Raw genomic sequence first — 15,572 nt, 5'->3', positions numbered from 1 at the left:
ATTGGTGAGGTCACCGAAGCCGTAGACGCACTAATCGCGCGTGTCGCACGAATCCAACGCTTGGAGGGGACTCTTGGCGAGGATGTCGATTCATGCCAGCGAGAGATCGTATTGATCAGGCAGATGGCTGCCGACCGTCCCTCATTCCTAACTTCGGACCATCTCGTTCCATTTTTAGATCATGCGGCCCAAACGATTGAGGACTTGCTGGCAGGGGTCCGCGCTAAATTTCGGTGCACCCTCGAACGGGCGACAGCGGGTGTTGAGCTGCAAAAGCGCTACCCTCTCCACGAAGCCGAGCGCGTGCTCAGGGTCGTAGTGCCTATGCGCAACCGAGGGCCGGGCACCGCGACGGGGGTAACCGTGAAGATTACCAGCTCGAGCGAACATGTGTTGATCGAGGACGAGCAGATAGGGTTGGGCGCAGTCGCGCCTGGCGAGTTCTCGATACCTTTCAAAGTGATGGTTGTTGAGCCCTGCGATACTTTCGCCGCCGATCTGCACATCATCTGGGGCGAGCTGGGCAGTTCTAAACCGAGCGAAGATCTGCTCGAGGTGCGTGTGCTGGCCCAGCGGGCGGATATTGATTGGCGCCGTTACAAATACATCAACCCATATGCCGAGGCACCGGCACAAGGTGGGCGGTTCATCGGACGTCGGGAGCAGGTGCACACTCTAGTTTCGCGCATCCTCCAAACCCCAATGGAGCCGACCTACATCGATGGACAAAAGCGGGTGGGGAAGACGTCACTAGCCCAGACCGCCGCGGACGAGGCGATGCGGAATGATCCATTCCGCAAACTGCACAAGCTTTACATACTCTGGGGAAACATAGCAGCCGAGGACTCCCGCACCACAATTAAGAACCTCGGCAGCGAGGTTGAGCGGTTCATCCTTGGTGCCTTGCCTGATAGCGGCGGCTTCGAGCCAGGCGTCTATGACGGCACGCTGGCCCCGCTTGTCAAACTATCGCAGAATGTCCACGGGCTCGACCAGGAGCGCCGGTTCGTCATCATCCTCGACGAGTTCGATGACATCGCCCAAGATCTCTACCTTCAGGGCAACCTCGCCGAGACGTTTTTCGCCAACATCCGGGCTCTCACTGCCACGCCGAACATCTGCTTGCTCCTCGTCGGCGGCGAGAACATGCCATACGTGATGGACCGTCAGGGACAGAAGCTGAACCGCTTCTCGCGGGTGAACCTAACCTATTTTTCGCGTGCGGCTGAATGGGAAGACTTCGAGAGACTTGTCCGGCAACCCTCGGAGGGAGTACTGGAATGGCATTTGGATGCCATCTCGGAAGTTTTCAACTATAGCAGCGGCAATCCATACTTCGCGAAAGCTGTCTGCAAAGAGGTGATGACACGCGCCGTCAGTGAGCGGGATGCAGACATTACCGCCGAGGAGGTCCGAGCAGCGATCAACGCGCGTATATCGACGTTCGAGAGCAACCAATTTGCACATCTCTGGCAGGACGGGATTTACAGCCCGATGGAGGAGCGCGAGGTCGTTGCGCTGAAGCGCCGTCGTACGCTCGCCGCTATTGCGCGATGCCTTCGCGCGGGGGAAGAGCCAACACTGGAAAGCATCTGGAGCCAGCGTGGGGCCACACAACTCACGAAGGCTGAGCTTGGGTCACTGCTCGGCGACATGGTCGCGCGAGACGTCCTAAGCGAGATGGGGGGCGTGTACGATTTAAAGCTGCCCATTTTCCGTCTTTGGCTAATGGGCGTGGGTCTGAGCCGTGTCGCCAACGATCGTCTTGGAGAGGAACTGGCGAGCATCGACCAACAGCTCGAGGACGACGCGCAGGTCCTGCCCGAAGAGATCGTGAGCCTGACGAGTGGTTGGCCGCCATACCGCGGAACACTCGTTGGTCCGGAACGTGTCAGAGCCTGGCTGTCGCAACGTCAAACCAACCGTGAACAGCGGCTGCTCTTCACGCTGCTCAAGGCGGTTCGGGTCGTTAGCGTGGAGGAAAATCTGCAGCGCCTGCGGACTGCGGGACAGGTTCTCCGTGAGCAACTCGGGGTGCCCACCCGCAAGAAGCTTACTGATCGGCGGGAGGACGTAGTCGTCACCTATGTCGACGGGGAGGGCAAAAGCGGCCAACGCTACGCCTCCGACTTTGCGGAGGAGAACAAAATCGCAAGAACGGCCATTCTACCCCCCCTCCTCGTTCGAGAAGGCTTTTCGAGAATTCAGCCTAAAGGCTGCCGCGCCCCCTAAGGCGATTGTGATCATCGATGATGTCGTTGCCACCGGGCGATCGCTCGCGAGAAACGTGACCGAATTCGTTCAGGCGCACGTCACGCTTCTCGCGGAAACGCAGCCTCTGATTGTCGTCCATTCCCTTTTCGCTACTGAGCAAGGCATAGATAGCGTGCGCACAGCAATTTCAGCGCTTGCGTATGATCGGATCGACTTCCGGGCTGGCGAGATCCTGACCGAGGACGCGTTCGCGTTCGCTGGGGAGACAGGCGTATTCGGTACAGTCGGCGACCGTGACCGAGCGAAAGCGCTCGCTGAGGATATCGGCACGACGATCTATCCCAACAACCCGCTCGGCTACGGTGGCCGAGGGCTCCTCTTAGTTTTGCCTATGACCGTGCCGAACAACACCCTTCCTATCCTACACTCCAGGTCGAGGATCGGGACGCCGGGGTGGCAGCCTCTTTTTGAGCGGCTAGTGAACTAACCCGTCTTATGCACGACGGAGCGTCTGAGAGGTTGGCGGATGTAGCGTAAGCGATTGATTTGGCGTAGGATTCGGTTGTCTAAGCCAGCCCTGCCACCACATCTCGCGAGCCACACCCGCCATGACCGATGATACGTTGCTGCCGCTCTCATTTCCAGCCGTTGGACGCAAGAAGATCACAGCTGCGTTTGACGGCGGACGCATCACCTCGGATGGTGGCGTCATGCTTTTGGCCGCGGCCGAGCGACGCCTGCAACTGGCCGACAGGCTGGCCGCTGCGATCCACGATCCGCGCGACCCACAGCGGGTAACGCACGCCATGGCCGACATTCTGCGCGCCCGCATCTTTGCGATCGCATGCGGCTACGAGGATGCCAACGACCTCGACCGGTTGCGCACGGATCCGGCCTTCAAGCTCGCCTGCGGGCGGCTGCCCGACAGCGGGATTGATCTGTGCTCGCAGCCGACCTGCTCGCGCCTGGAGAACCTGCCCGACCTGCGCACCGTCATCCGGCTCGGCTGGGTGCTGGTCGATCTGTGGCTGTCGAGCTATGCCGCGCCGCCCAAAAGCGTGACGCTCGACATCGACGACACGGTTGATGTCGTTCACGGCCATCAGCAGCTCTCGCTCTTCAACGCCCATTACGACGAGCGCTGCTTCCTGCCGATCCACATCTACGACGCCGCGACCGGACGTCCGGTCGCCATGATCCTGCGTCCTGGCAAGACCCCGACGGGCAAGGAGATCCGCGGCCATCTGCGCCGGCTTGTCCGGCGCATCCGCGCCCGCTGGCCGGCCACCCGCATCCTGGTGCGCGGCGACGGCCACTATGGCCGGGCCGAGGTCATGGCCTGGTGCGAGAACAATGCGCTCGACTACCTCTTCGGATTGCCCGGCAACAAGGTTCTCCAGCGTCTCGTCGATGAAGCCGCCGACGACATCCGCACCCGCCGCGCGCTCGAGCAAAAGCCGGTGCTGCGCGGTTATGCCGAGATCCGATACAAGGCGAAATCCTGGAAGACGCAACGTCGCGTCTGCGCCCGCATCGAGGCAACCACCCGCGGCCTCGACACCCGCTTCGTCGTCACCAATCTCGACAAAGGCTCCGCCGCGCATGTCTACGACGTGATCTACTGCGCCCGTGGCCAGGCCGAAAACCTGATCAAGATGCACAAGAGCCAGCTTGCCTCCGACCGCACCAGCTGCCGCTCACCGATTGCCAACCAGGTGCGCCTCGTCCTGCACACCGCCGCATACTGGCTGATGCTCACCCTGCGCGAGGCGGTGCCCAAAACCGATCATCTCAGCAACGCCGAGTTCGCCACGCTGCGGCTCAGGCTCCTCAAGCTCGGCGCCCGCGTCATCGAAACCGTCTCGCGCATCCGCCTGGCCTTCGCCGCCGCCTGTCCCGAGGCCAGCCTGTTCCGACAAATCGCTCGCACGCTGCAGCCCGCAGCACCATGAGCGCCGGGGCATCAAGGCCCCGCCCAAACCCAAACCCTGACCCTCCAGCGCGTTCCAAAGTCCAGTCCCAGCTGCGGTGAAAAAGACGCCTCACACCTGCATGACCGAACGCTCAGCGGCGCTCGAAGCACAAGGCTCATGAATAGGACGGGCTAACCTCGACGGTATCCTGCTGGCGAGCGACCATGCGATAGTTTAGTTTGTCTTGACCGTCGTACTGCCGCGTTTAGCCAGAAAATGGGAACGCTGTCTTTTGGCCTCTTGCAGGCTTTGGCATATGTCCGTTTGCGGACCGATTTAACCAGAAAAGGCTGCCTGGCTTCGCGCTCCACGTCCTCGCGGTGAGACCAATGGCGTTCAGTAACTGATCACTGAGATCGGTGACATGCGCCCGCTCCATCTTCCGCCGCCACCACAGGTCTGGAAGGCGAGCGACGCCGATGCCTGATTGGAGCAGCGCGCCGCACCGCCGGGTCGACGCGCCGGCGCTCGGCAGAAACGAGAATGTCAGGCATAGTCACGTCTCGCGGACATCTCCGATCCCTGAGCGACAAGACTTCCTCACTCCCCTTCTCTCACGTTGTAAGCGCGACTTGGGATGGGGTGCTATGTCGGACAAACATGTAGGCTGCGGTATCGAGCAGAAGAAAACAACGCAGTCTGACGATGACCAGAGCAGAGAAGTCGATGTCACGCTCGCCGTTGACTAGGCTCTGCATGGACATCATGTCCTCCCGGCTTGGCCGGACTGGAAAGCTCGGATGGGAATGCCATTCGCCGAGGTAGTTGAAACCCCGGAAGTCAGATCCAGTCCTTTGAAAAAAGCTCTCGAGAGCTGACGCATGATGGTCAGGGCGACGATTAGTCCGATGTTTGGGCTGGTTCGGAGTTCGACGAGAGCATACCGATGAAAGTGATGCTGGGGTGAAGCTGTGAAGAGCGATCCACTCTCCTACCCTCCGCGCGGTCTCTCACGCGAAGAAGCTGCCCGGTATGTTGGTGTTGGCATCACCAAGTTCGACCAGATGGTTGCTGACCGTCGGATGCCGAAGCCCAAAAAGGTCGACGGTCGCGTGATTTGGGATCGTATCAAACTTGAGGCTGCGTTTGCCGACCTGCCCGGCGACGATGACGAGAATATCGTCGACTTCCTGTTGCAGGGGAATCACCGAAGGGAATAGACTCATTCCAGCAATGACGGACAAATATCCCGGCCTCTCCTCCTACACCGATCGCCACGGCAAGCTTCGCTGGCGCTATCGAACAAAGGAGCGCGTGGTCAGTCTGCCTGCACCTGATCAGCCCGGATTCGAGGAGGCTTATCAGGCCGCTGTCGAAGGCCGAAAGATCAACAAAGCGCCAGTCGTCAAGATGCCTGGTGCGGCACTGCCAGGCACGTTTGGCGCCGCATTTCAAAGGCTGAAAGTCTCCGTGAAGTGGTTGGCGCTTGACGAGGCCAGCAAGCGAAAGAACACACGACTAGTCCAAGAGTTTCTCAAGCTGCGGGTCGTCGGCGACAATCCACTCACTTGGCACGACGTCCCGATCAAGCATCTCAGACGAGCCCATGTCGAAGAGCTTCTCGGCCGCTATATCGCCACCCCCCACAAGGCCAAGCATCTGTTGGTGGCGATTCGAAAGTTGATTTATGTCGGATTACTGCAAGACTGGATCGAGATAGATCCCACAGCGGCAATCGAATGGCGGCCTGCCTACACCGGCTGGAAAGCATGGCCACGCGAAGCGATGCAGCAATTTGAGCAGCGTTGGCCGCTCGGCACTGCTGCACGCACCTGCTACGGACTCGCTCTCTGGCTTGGCAACCGTCGTGGTGATGTCGCCGGCTTGCGATGGGACCAGAGAGTCACTCGCCATGTGTTCATCGACGGCATCGAGCGCGAGTTCGACGGATTCGACATCATTCAAACCAAGAACAAAGGAAGGACCGGCGGAAAGCGACTTTTTGTGCCAATAACGCCCATGCTTTCCGAGATCCTCGATGCGGCTGACAAGCGCGGCGAGACTGTCTTGATAACGGCCTATGGCGGGCCATTCTCCGCGAAGTCACTGACCGGGATGATGGCGCACTGGTGCAAGCTTGCCGGTTTGCCGAAGGGCCTGACACTACACGGACTACGCAAATCGCTGGGCGTTTATCTGGCGGAAGCGGAGGCCTCAACCAGGCAGCTAATGGATGTGCTGGGCCACGACGACATCGACCATGCCGAGCTGTATTCGCGTGAGGCATCGCAGGTTCGTCTGGCCGTCCAGGGCATGGACCGAGTCGTGCGGCTGGTGGCGCGCAGGCCGCTCCTTGGCGAACCTGTTGGCGAACCGTCCAATAAGCCATTGATAAATAACGACAATGGTGGGCCCGGAGGATGTTTGGAAAGCACGCAAGATCAATTGGTTAGGGAACGGTGGGACCGCGCAGCTTTCAAATCTGTTCCAATGTTTTTCAATGTTTTTGTCCCACTTGCAGCGCTTTATTTCACCCAGCCGACCCAATGAACGCTCAAAGACATATCGCGGACGGGCCTGATCGATCGAGCCGCATTTGAGAATGCACGGCGCCGCCTGCCAGCGTAGGTAGAAGTCACGCCGGCGCCACGGTCGCGAAAGAGTCAATCCCTCCGGTTTTTGAACAGGAAGATTGCGCCAATTGCCGACCTTCCTGCGCTTCTCCAGAGCCGCCGTTCGTCTACCCTGAGCTGCCCTTCCCTTCGAGTAGTCCTACGGCGAACCATAATATAACCCCCGAGCTGACGGTCGGAACGATTGATACGATCGCCTTCTGTCTGTGCCTGCTCGCGCCGTCTAGGTTGCGTTCCTATTATTTCCCGGTTGCATCAAGCACGACCTCAAGACGACGCGCCTCCACTACTCCAACGGCCACTAGTTTTGCCAAAAGCCGATCGATCTCGGGCCTAGCATCGGCGTTAGGCGCGAAAGCTTCGGGGTGGCTTACGCGAACGGCGTCCATCCACTTGGAGACCCGCCGCCCTATGCCGTGATCGATCCAGAAACTGCGATCATCCGGATAGACCTCCAGTGCAGCCGCGGTCAAAGCCAAGAGAAGAGGCGCTTGCGCGAGCTGCGGCGCGACCTCAAGCCAGTTCAAGGCGATAATAGCGACGAACGGCGATGGCGCGGTGACCGCAAGTTTTTGTAGCACCGGTACGAAAACGAGCGACGGATCGATCGCCTTTTCGAACAGATAGCACTTGGGTGCCTGGCCAAAGTGATGATCGCTGAAGAAATGTACAGCAACCGCCGGCCCCAAGTGCAACTCAATGCCGTCGGACTTGGTGCCGCGCAATCGCCGCCAACCATAGCTACGCTCCAGGCGCTCGGCGAATTTTGCCCGCACTGCGACGGCCACGGCAGGCTCGATACTTGCGTTATTGAAGAAGACGGCATCGAGGCTACGCAGGAATTCAGCGCTCACACCATAAAATCTCTCGTCCTGAAGCGCGAGGATCGGCGTGATGGTGGTTTCGACATCTGCTTGCGGCCAGCCCGGCAGACAATTGGCCATAACGGCAAAGAAGATGCTGTTCCACTCGCTCGGCCGTTCTGCCGTTTCCTCCTCTTCAGCAAAGCCCGCGCCGTTTGCGCTAAGGGTCCAAGCCGCATAGGTGCTGTGCAGATCGCGGAGCCAATCCCGATTGGCCTCTGCGGGCTGCCAAAGGGTGCGCAGCCAGAGCGCGGCTGCTTGATGATCCACGAAGACATTTCGCGGATCGCGCTTATGCGCCAGCTTGTCTTCGCGCGGCGCGCCAATACGAATGCCCCGACGGCTGCGCGATCGCACGGCCTCAGGTGGAAATGTCGGCCACGCCGGCTCATCACCGCCAGAACAAAGCCAAGTGAGTTCGGCGTCGATCGTGTCGTTCAACGCGACGCGCAGCGCCTCATCTGCAGCTGCTTTCGCGGTATCGCTCGCGTTCCATGCATGCCACACACGCACGCAGGCTGCGAAGGCGACACGCAAGACAGCTCGGGCCAATCTCACGTCGAGCGCTCGCAACACGCCGGCCGCTGGCCCTGCTCCATGCGCGGCGGCGGGATCCGCGCTCGCCATGTCGAGTAAGCGTTTAAAGTCATCTCGCGTCGGAGTGCAATCGCGAAGGGCAAAAACGCGGCCTGCGAACGCCATGGCGACGGGATTGTAGAGCATGCCGGACCGGATTCGCCGCCCTACGTCCGGCTCGCCAGCCAGAGCCCTTGCAAACACACCCTCTGCCCAGTGGGCAACGCGCTTGCGAAGCTCCGGAGTGCCGTCGCGCATCGCAACCATTGCCGCGCCGACGACGGCCTGGTCAACAACATCGGTTTTGTCCTCATCGTCCGGATCGCGCGACTTCTCCTTCTGCGCCCAGTCGGCGAGCGTTTCCGCTGTCGCAGACGATGACCGCTCGGGATGATCAATGACGGCGATCACCGTAGTCACTGATTGAAAATCGCTGTTGCGCTGAATTGCCTCTTTCTGTTGCGGCTCGAAGTGTTTAGCCTCTGCCTCTGGCGGCACAAATTGACGAACAGGCACCTTCGACCCGTCGCCCCGCTCCAACTCCGCTTCGACGTAATTGGCGGGGTCGAGCATGTTTAGCGCGTGAAATGCCATCAACCGTGGATTGCTTAAATCGTCCCCTGGCTGATAGGGGCCGAGCCGGTCAACGGCTTTGGTCAGGAGCGATGTGGCTTTTTCGCGCAGGTCGTTCCATTCCTCGTTGGTGGCGTAACGAAGCAAGAGATGGTCGAGGCTCACGCGCCGTGAAACACGTCTTCTAAGCGCCTCAAGCTTCGGTCCGGAGGGCTCTTTCTGCAGCGCGTTAAGCCCGAAGATATCGGGAAGCTCGACGCCTTCTTGCATCGGCCGTCCCAAATCGATCGACAACAGCTCGGGGCAGGCGACGTACGGTACGGCGGCGGCGCGCGACGCGGGCCAGTGGGAGAGCAAAATGTCGACGACAACAAGCACATAAGCCGCAGGTGCATCGGGCGAGCCGATGATGTCAGCAATGACGGCATCGATGGCGTCACCCTTTTCGATACGTACGTGCGCCCAGGCTTCGAGCGCCATCAACGCCGACGTGATGGAATAGTAGTGGCTCGTGCGCGACCACCCGTAGGTAATCAGCCACGGAAAGCGCCGCGCGCCGTCGGGATGTTCTATCACGATAGGGTTGTGATCCTCGGCGGCTTCACCCCTGGCGTGAAATTCAATCGCCTTGTCGATCAGGTTCCGGATAAGCTGCAATCCAACGGTCGGCGCGTGTGTTAGCAAATCAAAGAACGGCCCTTGCGCCGGTGACGCAGGGAGAAACTCGTGGTCGGTATGCGTGAACGCGTCGTCGAACCAGCGGTCGCTGCGCTCACTCGCATCTTGCTCGGGTCGGACAAGCGCGTCGAGAGTGATCGCGGCCAGCCCTTCCGGTGCGGCCTGGGCCAGCGTGCCGCTAAACTCCAAAAGTTTCGCGTAAACGTCTTCCTTCCGCCGTAGCGTCTGCACAGATCGCAAATATTCCTTGGCTAGCTCGGGCACGCGATTTGCTAACAGCGAGAAATAGGTTCGCAGGTCCTCCTCTATGCGTGTGAGGTCCTTGCGCGCGAGCACGCCGCCAAAAACCGTGCGATTTTCGCGCCAACTCTCGGCATCATTCGACTTTTCTATCTCGACGAGCCAGATTTCGAAGCGCGCTAGGACTGCAAGCGTAAGCGGCTCGGGGACGAATAGGCCGATGCTGCACCAGCCCACAAACAGATCGACTACCTCGGGCATTGCCGCAGCCGGCACATCGTTGCCGAGCTGTAAGAGCCATTGCACCAAAAATATCCATCCCGGGCTGCTCGGGATACTGAGTGTGTCCGGAATAGCTGATGCGTCGACGCCCGCCGCCACGTACATATCGCGCATCGGCAGAACGTCGACCGACATCATAACCGGGATGAGCTCGCGCAAAAGCGCTGCGTCATTGACAAGCAGCGTCTCGGCCATCAGTGGCACGACTTCGCCAGCGATTTCCGAATGGGCGATGGCAAGCAAAACGGCGCGCCGCCATGACGGGTGGGCCTCCGCGCCGCTCACGGCTTCTAGAATCACGCGCCAGTGGTCGGGATCGCGAGCTTTCTCGAGCGCCAAGCGCGCCGCTAGCTCAAGGCCTCTGGCTAGCGCCGGGGACGCCGTCTGCTCGATAGGCAGCTCGTCCAGCGATTCGGGATTTACGAGAAGGTTGGCGATCGCCCACTCGCGAAGGACATCATGACGGAACGCCACGCGATCATCGCCGAGATCGAGCAGGCTTTCCGTCTCGATCAGGGCATCAATGGCGGCCGGAGGGTACGCCGCGACATCGAAAATTTGGTCGCCTTTGAGCGAGAGAGCGGCAAGTCCGCGCAGCAACCGCGCGCGTTCGCGCTGCGTGACGTCATCCGCGCCGTCGGCGGTGCGCCACCACAGCTCGGCCATGTCGGCTTCTGATCGCGGCTCTGGTTTGTCCTCGGGCGCTTGCACTAGGCGCGACAAACGGAAAAGGTTTCGAGTTACCTCCCGAGCTGGATGGTCCGTCGCAAGCAGCGCATGTAGCCGCGGCTCGGCCTCACGTAATTCAGCAATCTCGTCTTCACTGAGCTCACCAACCAGCACGACGTCACTACGCCCAAGGCGAGCGATTGCGTCTTCGGGCAACCAGCTTGGCTCGTCGAGCCCGAAGCGGCGACGGGACGTGGTAATCACTATGACGCCTGGAACATCAGCAGCCGCGCGTACCACATCGTTGACCGTGAGCCGCTCCTCGGCTGTGAAGAAATCAAGATTGTCGATGAAGACCCACCCGCCGCCATCGCTTGCGAGATCGCTCAGAAGCTCTCTGACGGTGCCGTCGAAGCCGAATTGCGCGCGCATTGCCGACCAGCCGCGTTTCGCCACGCGCACTGGCGCGAGGACGAGAATGCGGCTTTCGCGTGCGACTTCTTCCGCCAGATGCTTCAACAATCCAGATTTGCCAACGCCAGCGTCGCCACGAATCTCGACAAAGCGTCCGGCGTCGGCGGCGGCGCGGACGCTGGTGATGCGCGCTGCACGCCCAAGCACAATGCCTTGCACGGTGTCGGAAATGTCGTCGAGGGCCTGCTGCGAGGCCTCCGCGATTGCTGCGCGGATGGTTCCGTAGCGGCGATCCCCTTCAAGGCGGAAGTCGCCTCTGAACTCGTCGATCAAGCCCCGCCGTGTGGTATCCCCGCCGCCCGTGGCAAGGTCGAGCGCATACGCAATCAGCGCGCTCCACAAGGCACCGGCTTGGGCTTTCGCGTCCGGTTGCAGCGCATCGGCTGCGCGATCGCGGGCATGGTTTTCGCTCACCGAGCCGACCGCGGTGAAATCATAGATGTGGATTTGCAGGCGGCGAAGTACTTGCCAAACCGTTTCATCGTCGTGCGCTGCGTTCGCTGCCTGAAGATGCGACCGCAGGGTCGCCACGAAAGCGCGCATGTCATCATTGGCGGAGCGCGGCCGCGCGATGCGCGCCATAAAGCTGGCTGCCGAGCCCATTTTCCGCGCCCAGTTCAACACCTCCTGATACGAGCCGGTGATGACACGCGTCGTCTGTGCAGTAGCGACGGCGAGTTCGTGGCGGCCGGACCAAAATTTCGGCTCCTGCATTACAGCCGCGATCTGGCCGACAATTTCTTTGAACGCCTGGTCCTTCGGCGCAAAGCTGATTGCGCGCTTGACTTGAACCTCGAGTACGGCCGGAGCGCCGTGCTCGTCGTGCGAGTGAATGATGATGTCGTCGAGCGGGTGGCCCTCAGAGGCACGCTGCAGTTCGACACGGTCAAAAGTCGTGCCCGGCAAGCCGCGCGGTTCAGCGCCGCGCAACATCGCCAGCAGATAGTATGCGCATACCTGGGCTTCGAATTGTGGCCCAGCTGCACCCGTTGACGCTGGTGGGGCTACGGACTTCGTCACCACTCTATCTCAAGGTCCTCCTCGCATTCGCCAGACCAGATCGCGAGACCGAGCCGAATCGCAACCACTTTTCTAGGATAGAACGTACGGTGAACTTCTCAATGAAAAATCATGAACGCCGCATGACGCCTTGGCGCGCAGGATGTCGCTTCACCTCGGAAGCTCGCATGCCGGAATGTCAGCTTATGCGCTCATCGCTCGTTTCGGTCGACGAGACGTTCGGCAGGAACCACCCAACCGCAATGTAGAAACGCTCCGTGGCTGTACGGCAGCGCCGTCGGCCGGCTCGGTCGCGCCACGGCCGACCTTCCCGGCGATCCCCAAAACCGGCCCTTCCTGCGTTGCCGGAGTCCAGAGCTAACATGCTGGGCGGAAATGCCATCAAGGCGCGCCGCCGATTATCGGGGTTCACGCGTCACTCGTCCGGCGTCTTCTTAATTACAATGTTCTTGCAGACAGAAAGCAGGAAACTGAGGGTCGCAAACACCAGGAAGAACGACACATAGGAAAGGATTAAATAGAGCCAGCCTGGGCCAACGATGTGTCCCCGAAGATCGTAGACGAACAGGCAGATACCTCCGAAGACTGCAGTTAGCACTATAGACAATAATGAATGCCGCATCGTCGAACCCTTAGCTGGCTCGATTGAACCGACGTACCAGCCGGCTAGACTGGCGAAAACTGCTACTCCATGTAGGGGCGCAAGGTCGTTGGGTACTTTCAAGCCAAAAGCCGCAACGGCATAGGTGATGAACGCGACCACAGGCCCAAGAATGTATTCCAACAGAGACGTCATAATTAATCTGCGTTCGTGAATGGGAGAGCGACCGTGCCGGCCGTGATGGGCTGCCGCTGCAAGTCGAACACCGCCACCCGGACATTCAGACTGCCATAGCTCCTAGCGCCCGTCCCAAAACCGCCTGCTCGCCCGCTTAAATAGAAAAGCATCGAGCTGCCTGCGGCGTAGAAGCCAACAGAATCTTCCACGCTAAGGTCTGCGAACTTGATGGCATCAGAGACTCCGGCTTCTACGCCGCTGCTCGCCGCGTTCGTGAGGAAGTCCTGAATAGTTGAGGAGGACCAAAAGTTCTTCTCGGCCGACAGCGCTGCAACGACATTCTCTGACGTCGCAATGTCGATTGACTTCACGATATTTTCGGACACGGCGTAGCTGACCGAGACCTCAAAGGCCTCCCTTTTCCCTTCAGAATTGATGAACGAGGACTTGAGAATACTGCTGGAACTCTCCTCTGCCACACCTGATCCGTTAGACCAAACATAAACCGATGCCGGCTGCTCAGCGTCATTGGGACCGTAGTAGATCGGGGACCTGTCATCGACCTGCATTGTGCTGTTTCGAGCAGGAAATTCGTTGCAAGCTACTTCACCAGGTGGAAGCGGTTTCGCCGGATGATGACGCAAAGTAGTTCCCTCCCACCGGAAACTGAGCCCCACGGCAGCACTTTCATTCTTCACGTAGTTCCTAGCCACGAGCGTGCCGTTCACAACATCAAGGTCCGAGGCATAAGAGAATTCGCCATCGGAACTCTTCTTCGACCCGAAAAGCTTGATGGGATCCGTTTGGTCAAAATTTGAAAGGTTACAATCAATCTCCGCTCTTGCGGAGTTTGGCAGAAGCGTCGTCGCGACACCGACCAACAACCACGCGATCAGCGCGCGTACTACGACATCCGGCACATAGGTCTTTTGGTTCATTATCGTTTCCCCTAACCACCTACGCCGAGTGGCAGTCTGCGCGGCGTTAGCCTCTAACGGGATGGTCTATCAACAAGGTCCTTCCAAGCATAGCGCAATTGCTCACGGCGACCTCAGCTGGTCGGCCAAGTCTAAACATGCCAAAGGAATGCCCGCCCTCAAGCGCCCGCCCCCAATGTCGGCTTTCATCAGGAGATAGAGCTCGGGAAGGACCCGGATCGGGTCAGTTCGGTAAGTTCCGCTGAAGGTCAGCTATCTAGAAGCGAACGTGAGCCGGGAAGGTCCGACTAGGGTCACGACCGGCCGATGCGGCCGGCTGCCTTGCGCCTCGTTCGCAACATTCAGTTCGCCTACGGTTGCTCTTGGAAGCCGCCGGCCGCGAGGGCTGTGATGGCGGCTTCCGCCACCTGATAGTCCTGGGCGACCGCGCCGCCCGACACGCCGATCGCGCCGATCAGCCTGCCTTCGCCGTCGTGTACCGGAATTCCCCCGGCAAAGACGATCAGCCCACCATTGGTACGGTCGAAGCCCGGCGAGGTACCGCCCGGCTTCACGAACTCGTAAAGCGCCTCCGTGTTGAAACCGAACAGCGAGGCGGTGCGTGCCTTGTTCTGCGCGATGTCGGCCGAGCCGAGGAATGCGCCGTCCATCCGGACGAAGGCCTTCATGTTGGCGCCGTCGTCATAGACGGCGATGTTCATGGGGACCCCGATCGCAGTAGCTTCGCGGACGGCGGCGGCGATGGCGATGTCCGCCTGGAGGTGAGTGATGCTCATGGGAATTTCCTTTGCTCGAATGCGAGGGAGGGTGCCGGCCGCAGTATAACGAGAGGGGGTACCGCGGCCGAGCGGGAGTCGGTCAGATCCGGTTCTCCCAGGCCTGGAGCTGATGCTGCTTCAGCATATCCTCGATCACCTGCGGCACGACGTTGCGGAATTTGCCCTCGTCCGCCGGGACGATCTCGATCATGCGGTCGATCATTTCCTTGGGGTCCAGGCGGCCTTCGGGCGTCGCGAAGAAATCGTCGAAGCCCTTGCGGAGGTCGGCGCGCTTGGTGAAGTTGACGTCATCGTCGAGCCAGCGGAACGGGTTGTCCGCCATCGTCTCGTTGTAGCCGGTGTAATAGGCACCTGGGTTGATCGTCTGAACCTTGATCCCATAGGCGGCCAGTTCCTGCTGAAGTGCCTCCGCGACCGACTCCAGCGCATGCTTGGTCGAGACATAGGTGCCCCAGTTGGCTGGTGTGAACAGGCCGCCCATTGAGGAGGTGAACACCACCTTCTTGCCTTGACTCTTGCCCTCGCGCACCCAGCGCTGGACCACCCCCTGCGTCAGTTGCAGTGGCAGGAACACGTTGATCTCAAAGTTCTTGCGCACGAGTTCGAGCGGAATTTCCCAGACCGGGCCGGCCTCGCCCATGCCGGCATTGTTCCAGAGGATGTCGAAGTCCCAGGCCAGCGCCTGCTTGATGTCGTAGGGATCGGTGAGATCCAGGCGATAGACCTTGATGCGGTCGCTGAGGCCAAGCGCCTCGATTTCCTCGCGCAGCGGGGTCACCTGCGAGGAGACATGGACGGTGGCGATGATGTCATGGCCATTCTTCGCCATGCCGATCGCGGCGCCCTTGCCGAAGCCGCCCGCGGCCCCGGTGATGAGAATGGTCTTCTTGGTCGTCATTGTCGTTACTCCCCTTACTTGTCGGCGCGGTGATCGCGTCCGAT

At 60.1% G+C, this 15,572-nt stretch carries 11 protein-coding genes; 5 read left to right on the top strand and 6 right to left on the bottom strand.

Going from position 1 to position 15,572, the window contains the following annotated elements; translation table 11 throughout:
• From G6N73_RS24770 to G6N73_RS24760, 3 genes are all read left to right on the top strand, one after another.
• Positions 1 to 2,232 (top strand): phosphoribosyltransferase-like protein (locus G6N73_RS24770; protein ID WP_206079065.1); only part of this gene is annotated, 2,232 nt, incomplete at its 5' end.
• Positions 2,233 to 2,239: 7 nt separating this feature from the next.
• Positions 2,240 to 2,701, top strand: a complete 462-nt coding sequence (locus tag G6N73_RS24765; RefSeq protein ID WP_165032493.1) for a phosphoribosyltransferase-like protein — start codon at positions 2,240 to 2,242, stop codon at positions 2,699 to 2,701.
• A 121-nt stretch (positions 2,702 to 2,822) separates the two neighbouring features.
• A complete protein-coding gene (locus G6N73_RS24760; RefSeq protein ID WP_165032491.1) occupies positions 2,823 to 4,166 on the top strand; it encodes an IS1380 family transposase in 1,344 nt (447 codons plus the stop codon).
• A gap of 575 nt (positions 4,167 to 4,741) precedes the next feature.
• On the opposite strand, the gene G6N73_RS24755 is transcribed toward G6N73_RS24760, so the two are convergent.
• A complete protein-coding gene (locus G6N73_RS24755; protein WP_165032496.1) occupies positions 4,742 to 5,110 on the bottom strand; it encodes a Mov34/MPN/PAD-1 family protein in 369 nt (122 codons plus the stop codon).
• Between G6N73_RS24755 and G6N73_RS37185 the strand changes: the two genes are divergently transcribed.
• Entirely contained in the window at positions 5,099 to 5,347 is a 249-nt protein-coding gene (locus tag G6N73_RS37185) for a hypothetical protein (RefSeq protein ID WP_343044730.1), read from the top strand. The two genes, G6N73_RS24755 and G6N73_RS37185, sit on opposite strands and share 12 nt — an antisense overlap.
• Before the next feature lie 13 nt (positions 5,348 to 5,360).
• Positions 5,361 to 6,677 (top strand): tyrosine-type recombinase/integrase, encoded by a 1,317-nt coding sequence (locus G6N73_RS24745; protein ID WP_165032487.1) that lies wholly within the window; start codon positions 5,361 to 5,363, stop codon positions 6,675 to 6,677.
• A gap of 322 nt (positions 6,678 to 6,999) precedes the next feature.
• Here G6N73_RS24745 and G6N73_RS24740 read toward each other — a convergent pair whose 3' ends face one another.
• The 5 genes from G6N73_RS24740 to G6N73_RS24720 all read right to left on the bottom strand — a co-directional run bounded on the left by G6N73_RS24740 (position 7,000) and on the right by G6N73_RS24720 (position 15,528).
• Positions 7,000 to 12,135, bottom strand: coding sequence for an NACHT domain-containing protein (locus tag G6N73_RS24740; RefSeq protein ID WP_165032485.1), 5,136 nt, complete (start codon positions 12,133 to 12,135; stop codon positions 7,000 to 7,002).
• Positions 12,136 to 12,550: 415 nt separating this feature from the next.
• A complete protein-coding gene (locus G6N73_RS24735; RefSeq protein ID WP_165032483.1) occupies positions 12,551 to 12,919 on the bottom strand; it encodes a hypothetical protein in 369 nt (122 codons plus the stop codon).
• A 14-nt stretch (positions 12,920 to 12,933) separates the two neighbouring features.
• On the bottom strand, positions 12,934 to 13,851 hold the full coding sequence (locus G6N73_RS24730) for a hypothetical protein (RefSeq protein ID WP_165032481.1): 918 nt from the start codon (positions 13,849 to 13,851) through the stop codon (positions 12,934 to 12,936).
• A 350-nt stretch (positions 13,852 to 14,201) separates the two neighbouring features.
• The gene (locus G6N73_RS24725; protein ID WP_165032479.1) at positions 14,202 to 14,627 is read right to left on the bottom strand and encodes a GlcG/HbpS family heme-binding protein; all 426 of its coding nucleotides are present in this window, start codon (positions 14,625 to 14,627) and stop codon (positions 14,202 to 14,204) included.
• A gap of 82 nt (positions 14,628 to 14,709) precedes the next feature.
• The gene (locus G6N73_RS24720; RefSeq protein WP_165032477.1) at positions 14,710 to 15,528 is read right to left on the bottom strand and encodes an SDR family oxidoreductase; all 819 of its coding nucleotides are present in this window, start codon (positions 15,526 to 15,528) and stop codon (positions 14,710 to 14,712) included.
• Positions 15,529 to 15,572 lie beyond the last annotated feature (44 nt).

Source organism: Allomesorhizobium camelthorni (assembly GCF_011045125.1).
GTDB classification, from domain to species: domain Bacteria; phylum Pseudomonadota; class Alphaproteobacteria; order Rhizobiales; family Rhizobiaceae; genus Allomesorhizobium; species Allomesorhizobium camelthorni.
This window is presented reverse-complemented; position numbering and strand designations above follow the sequence as displayed.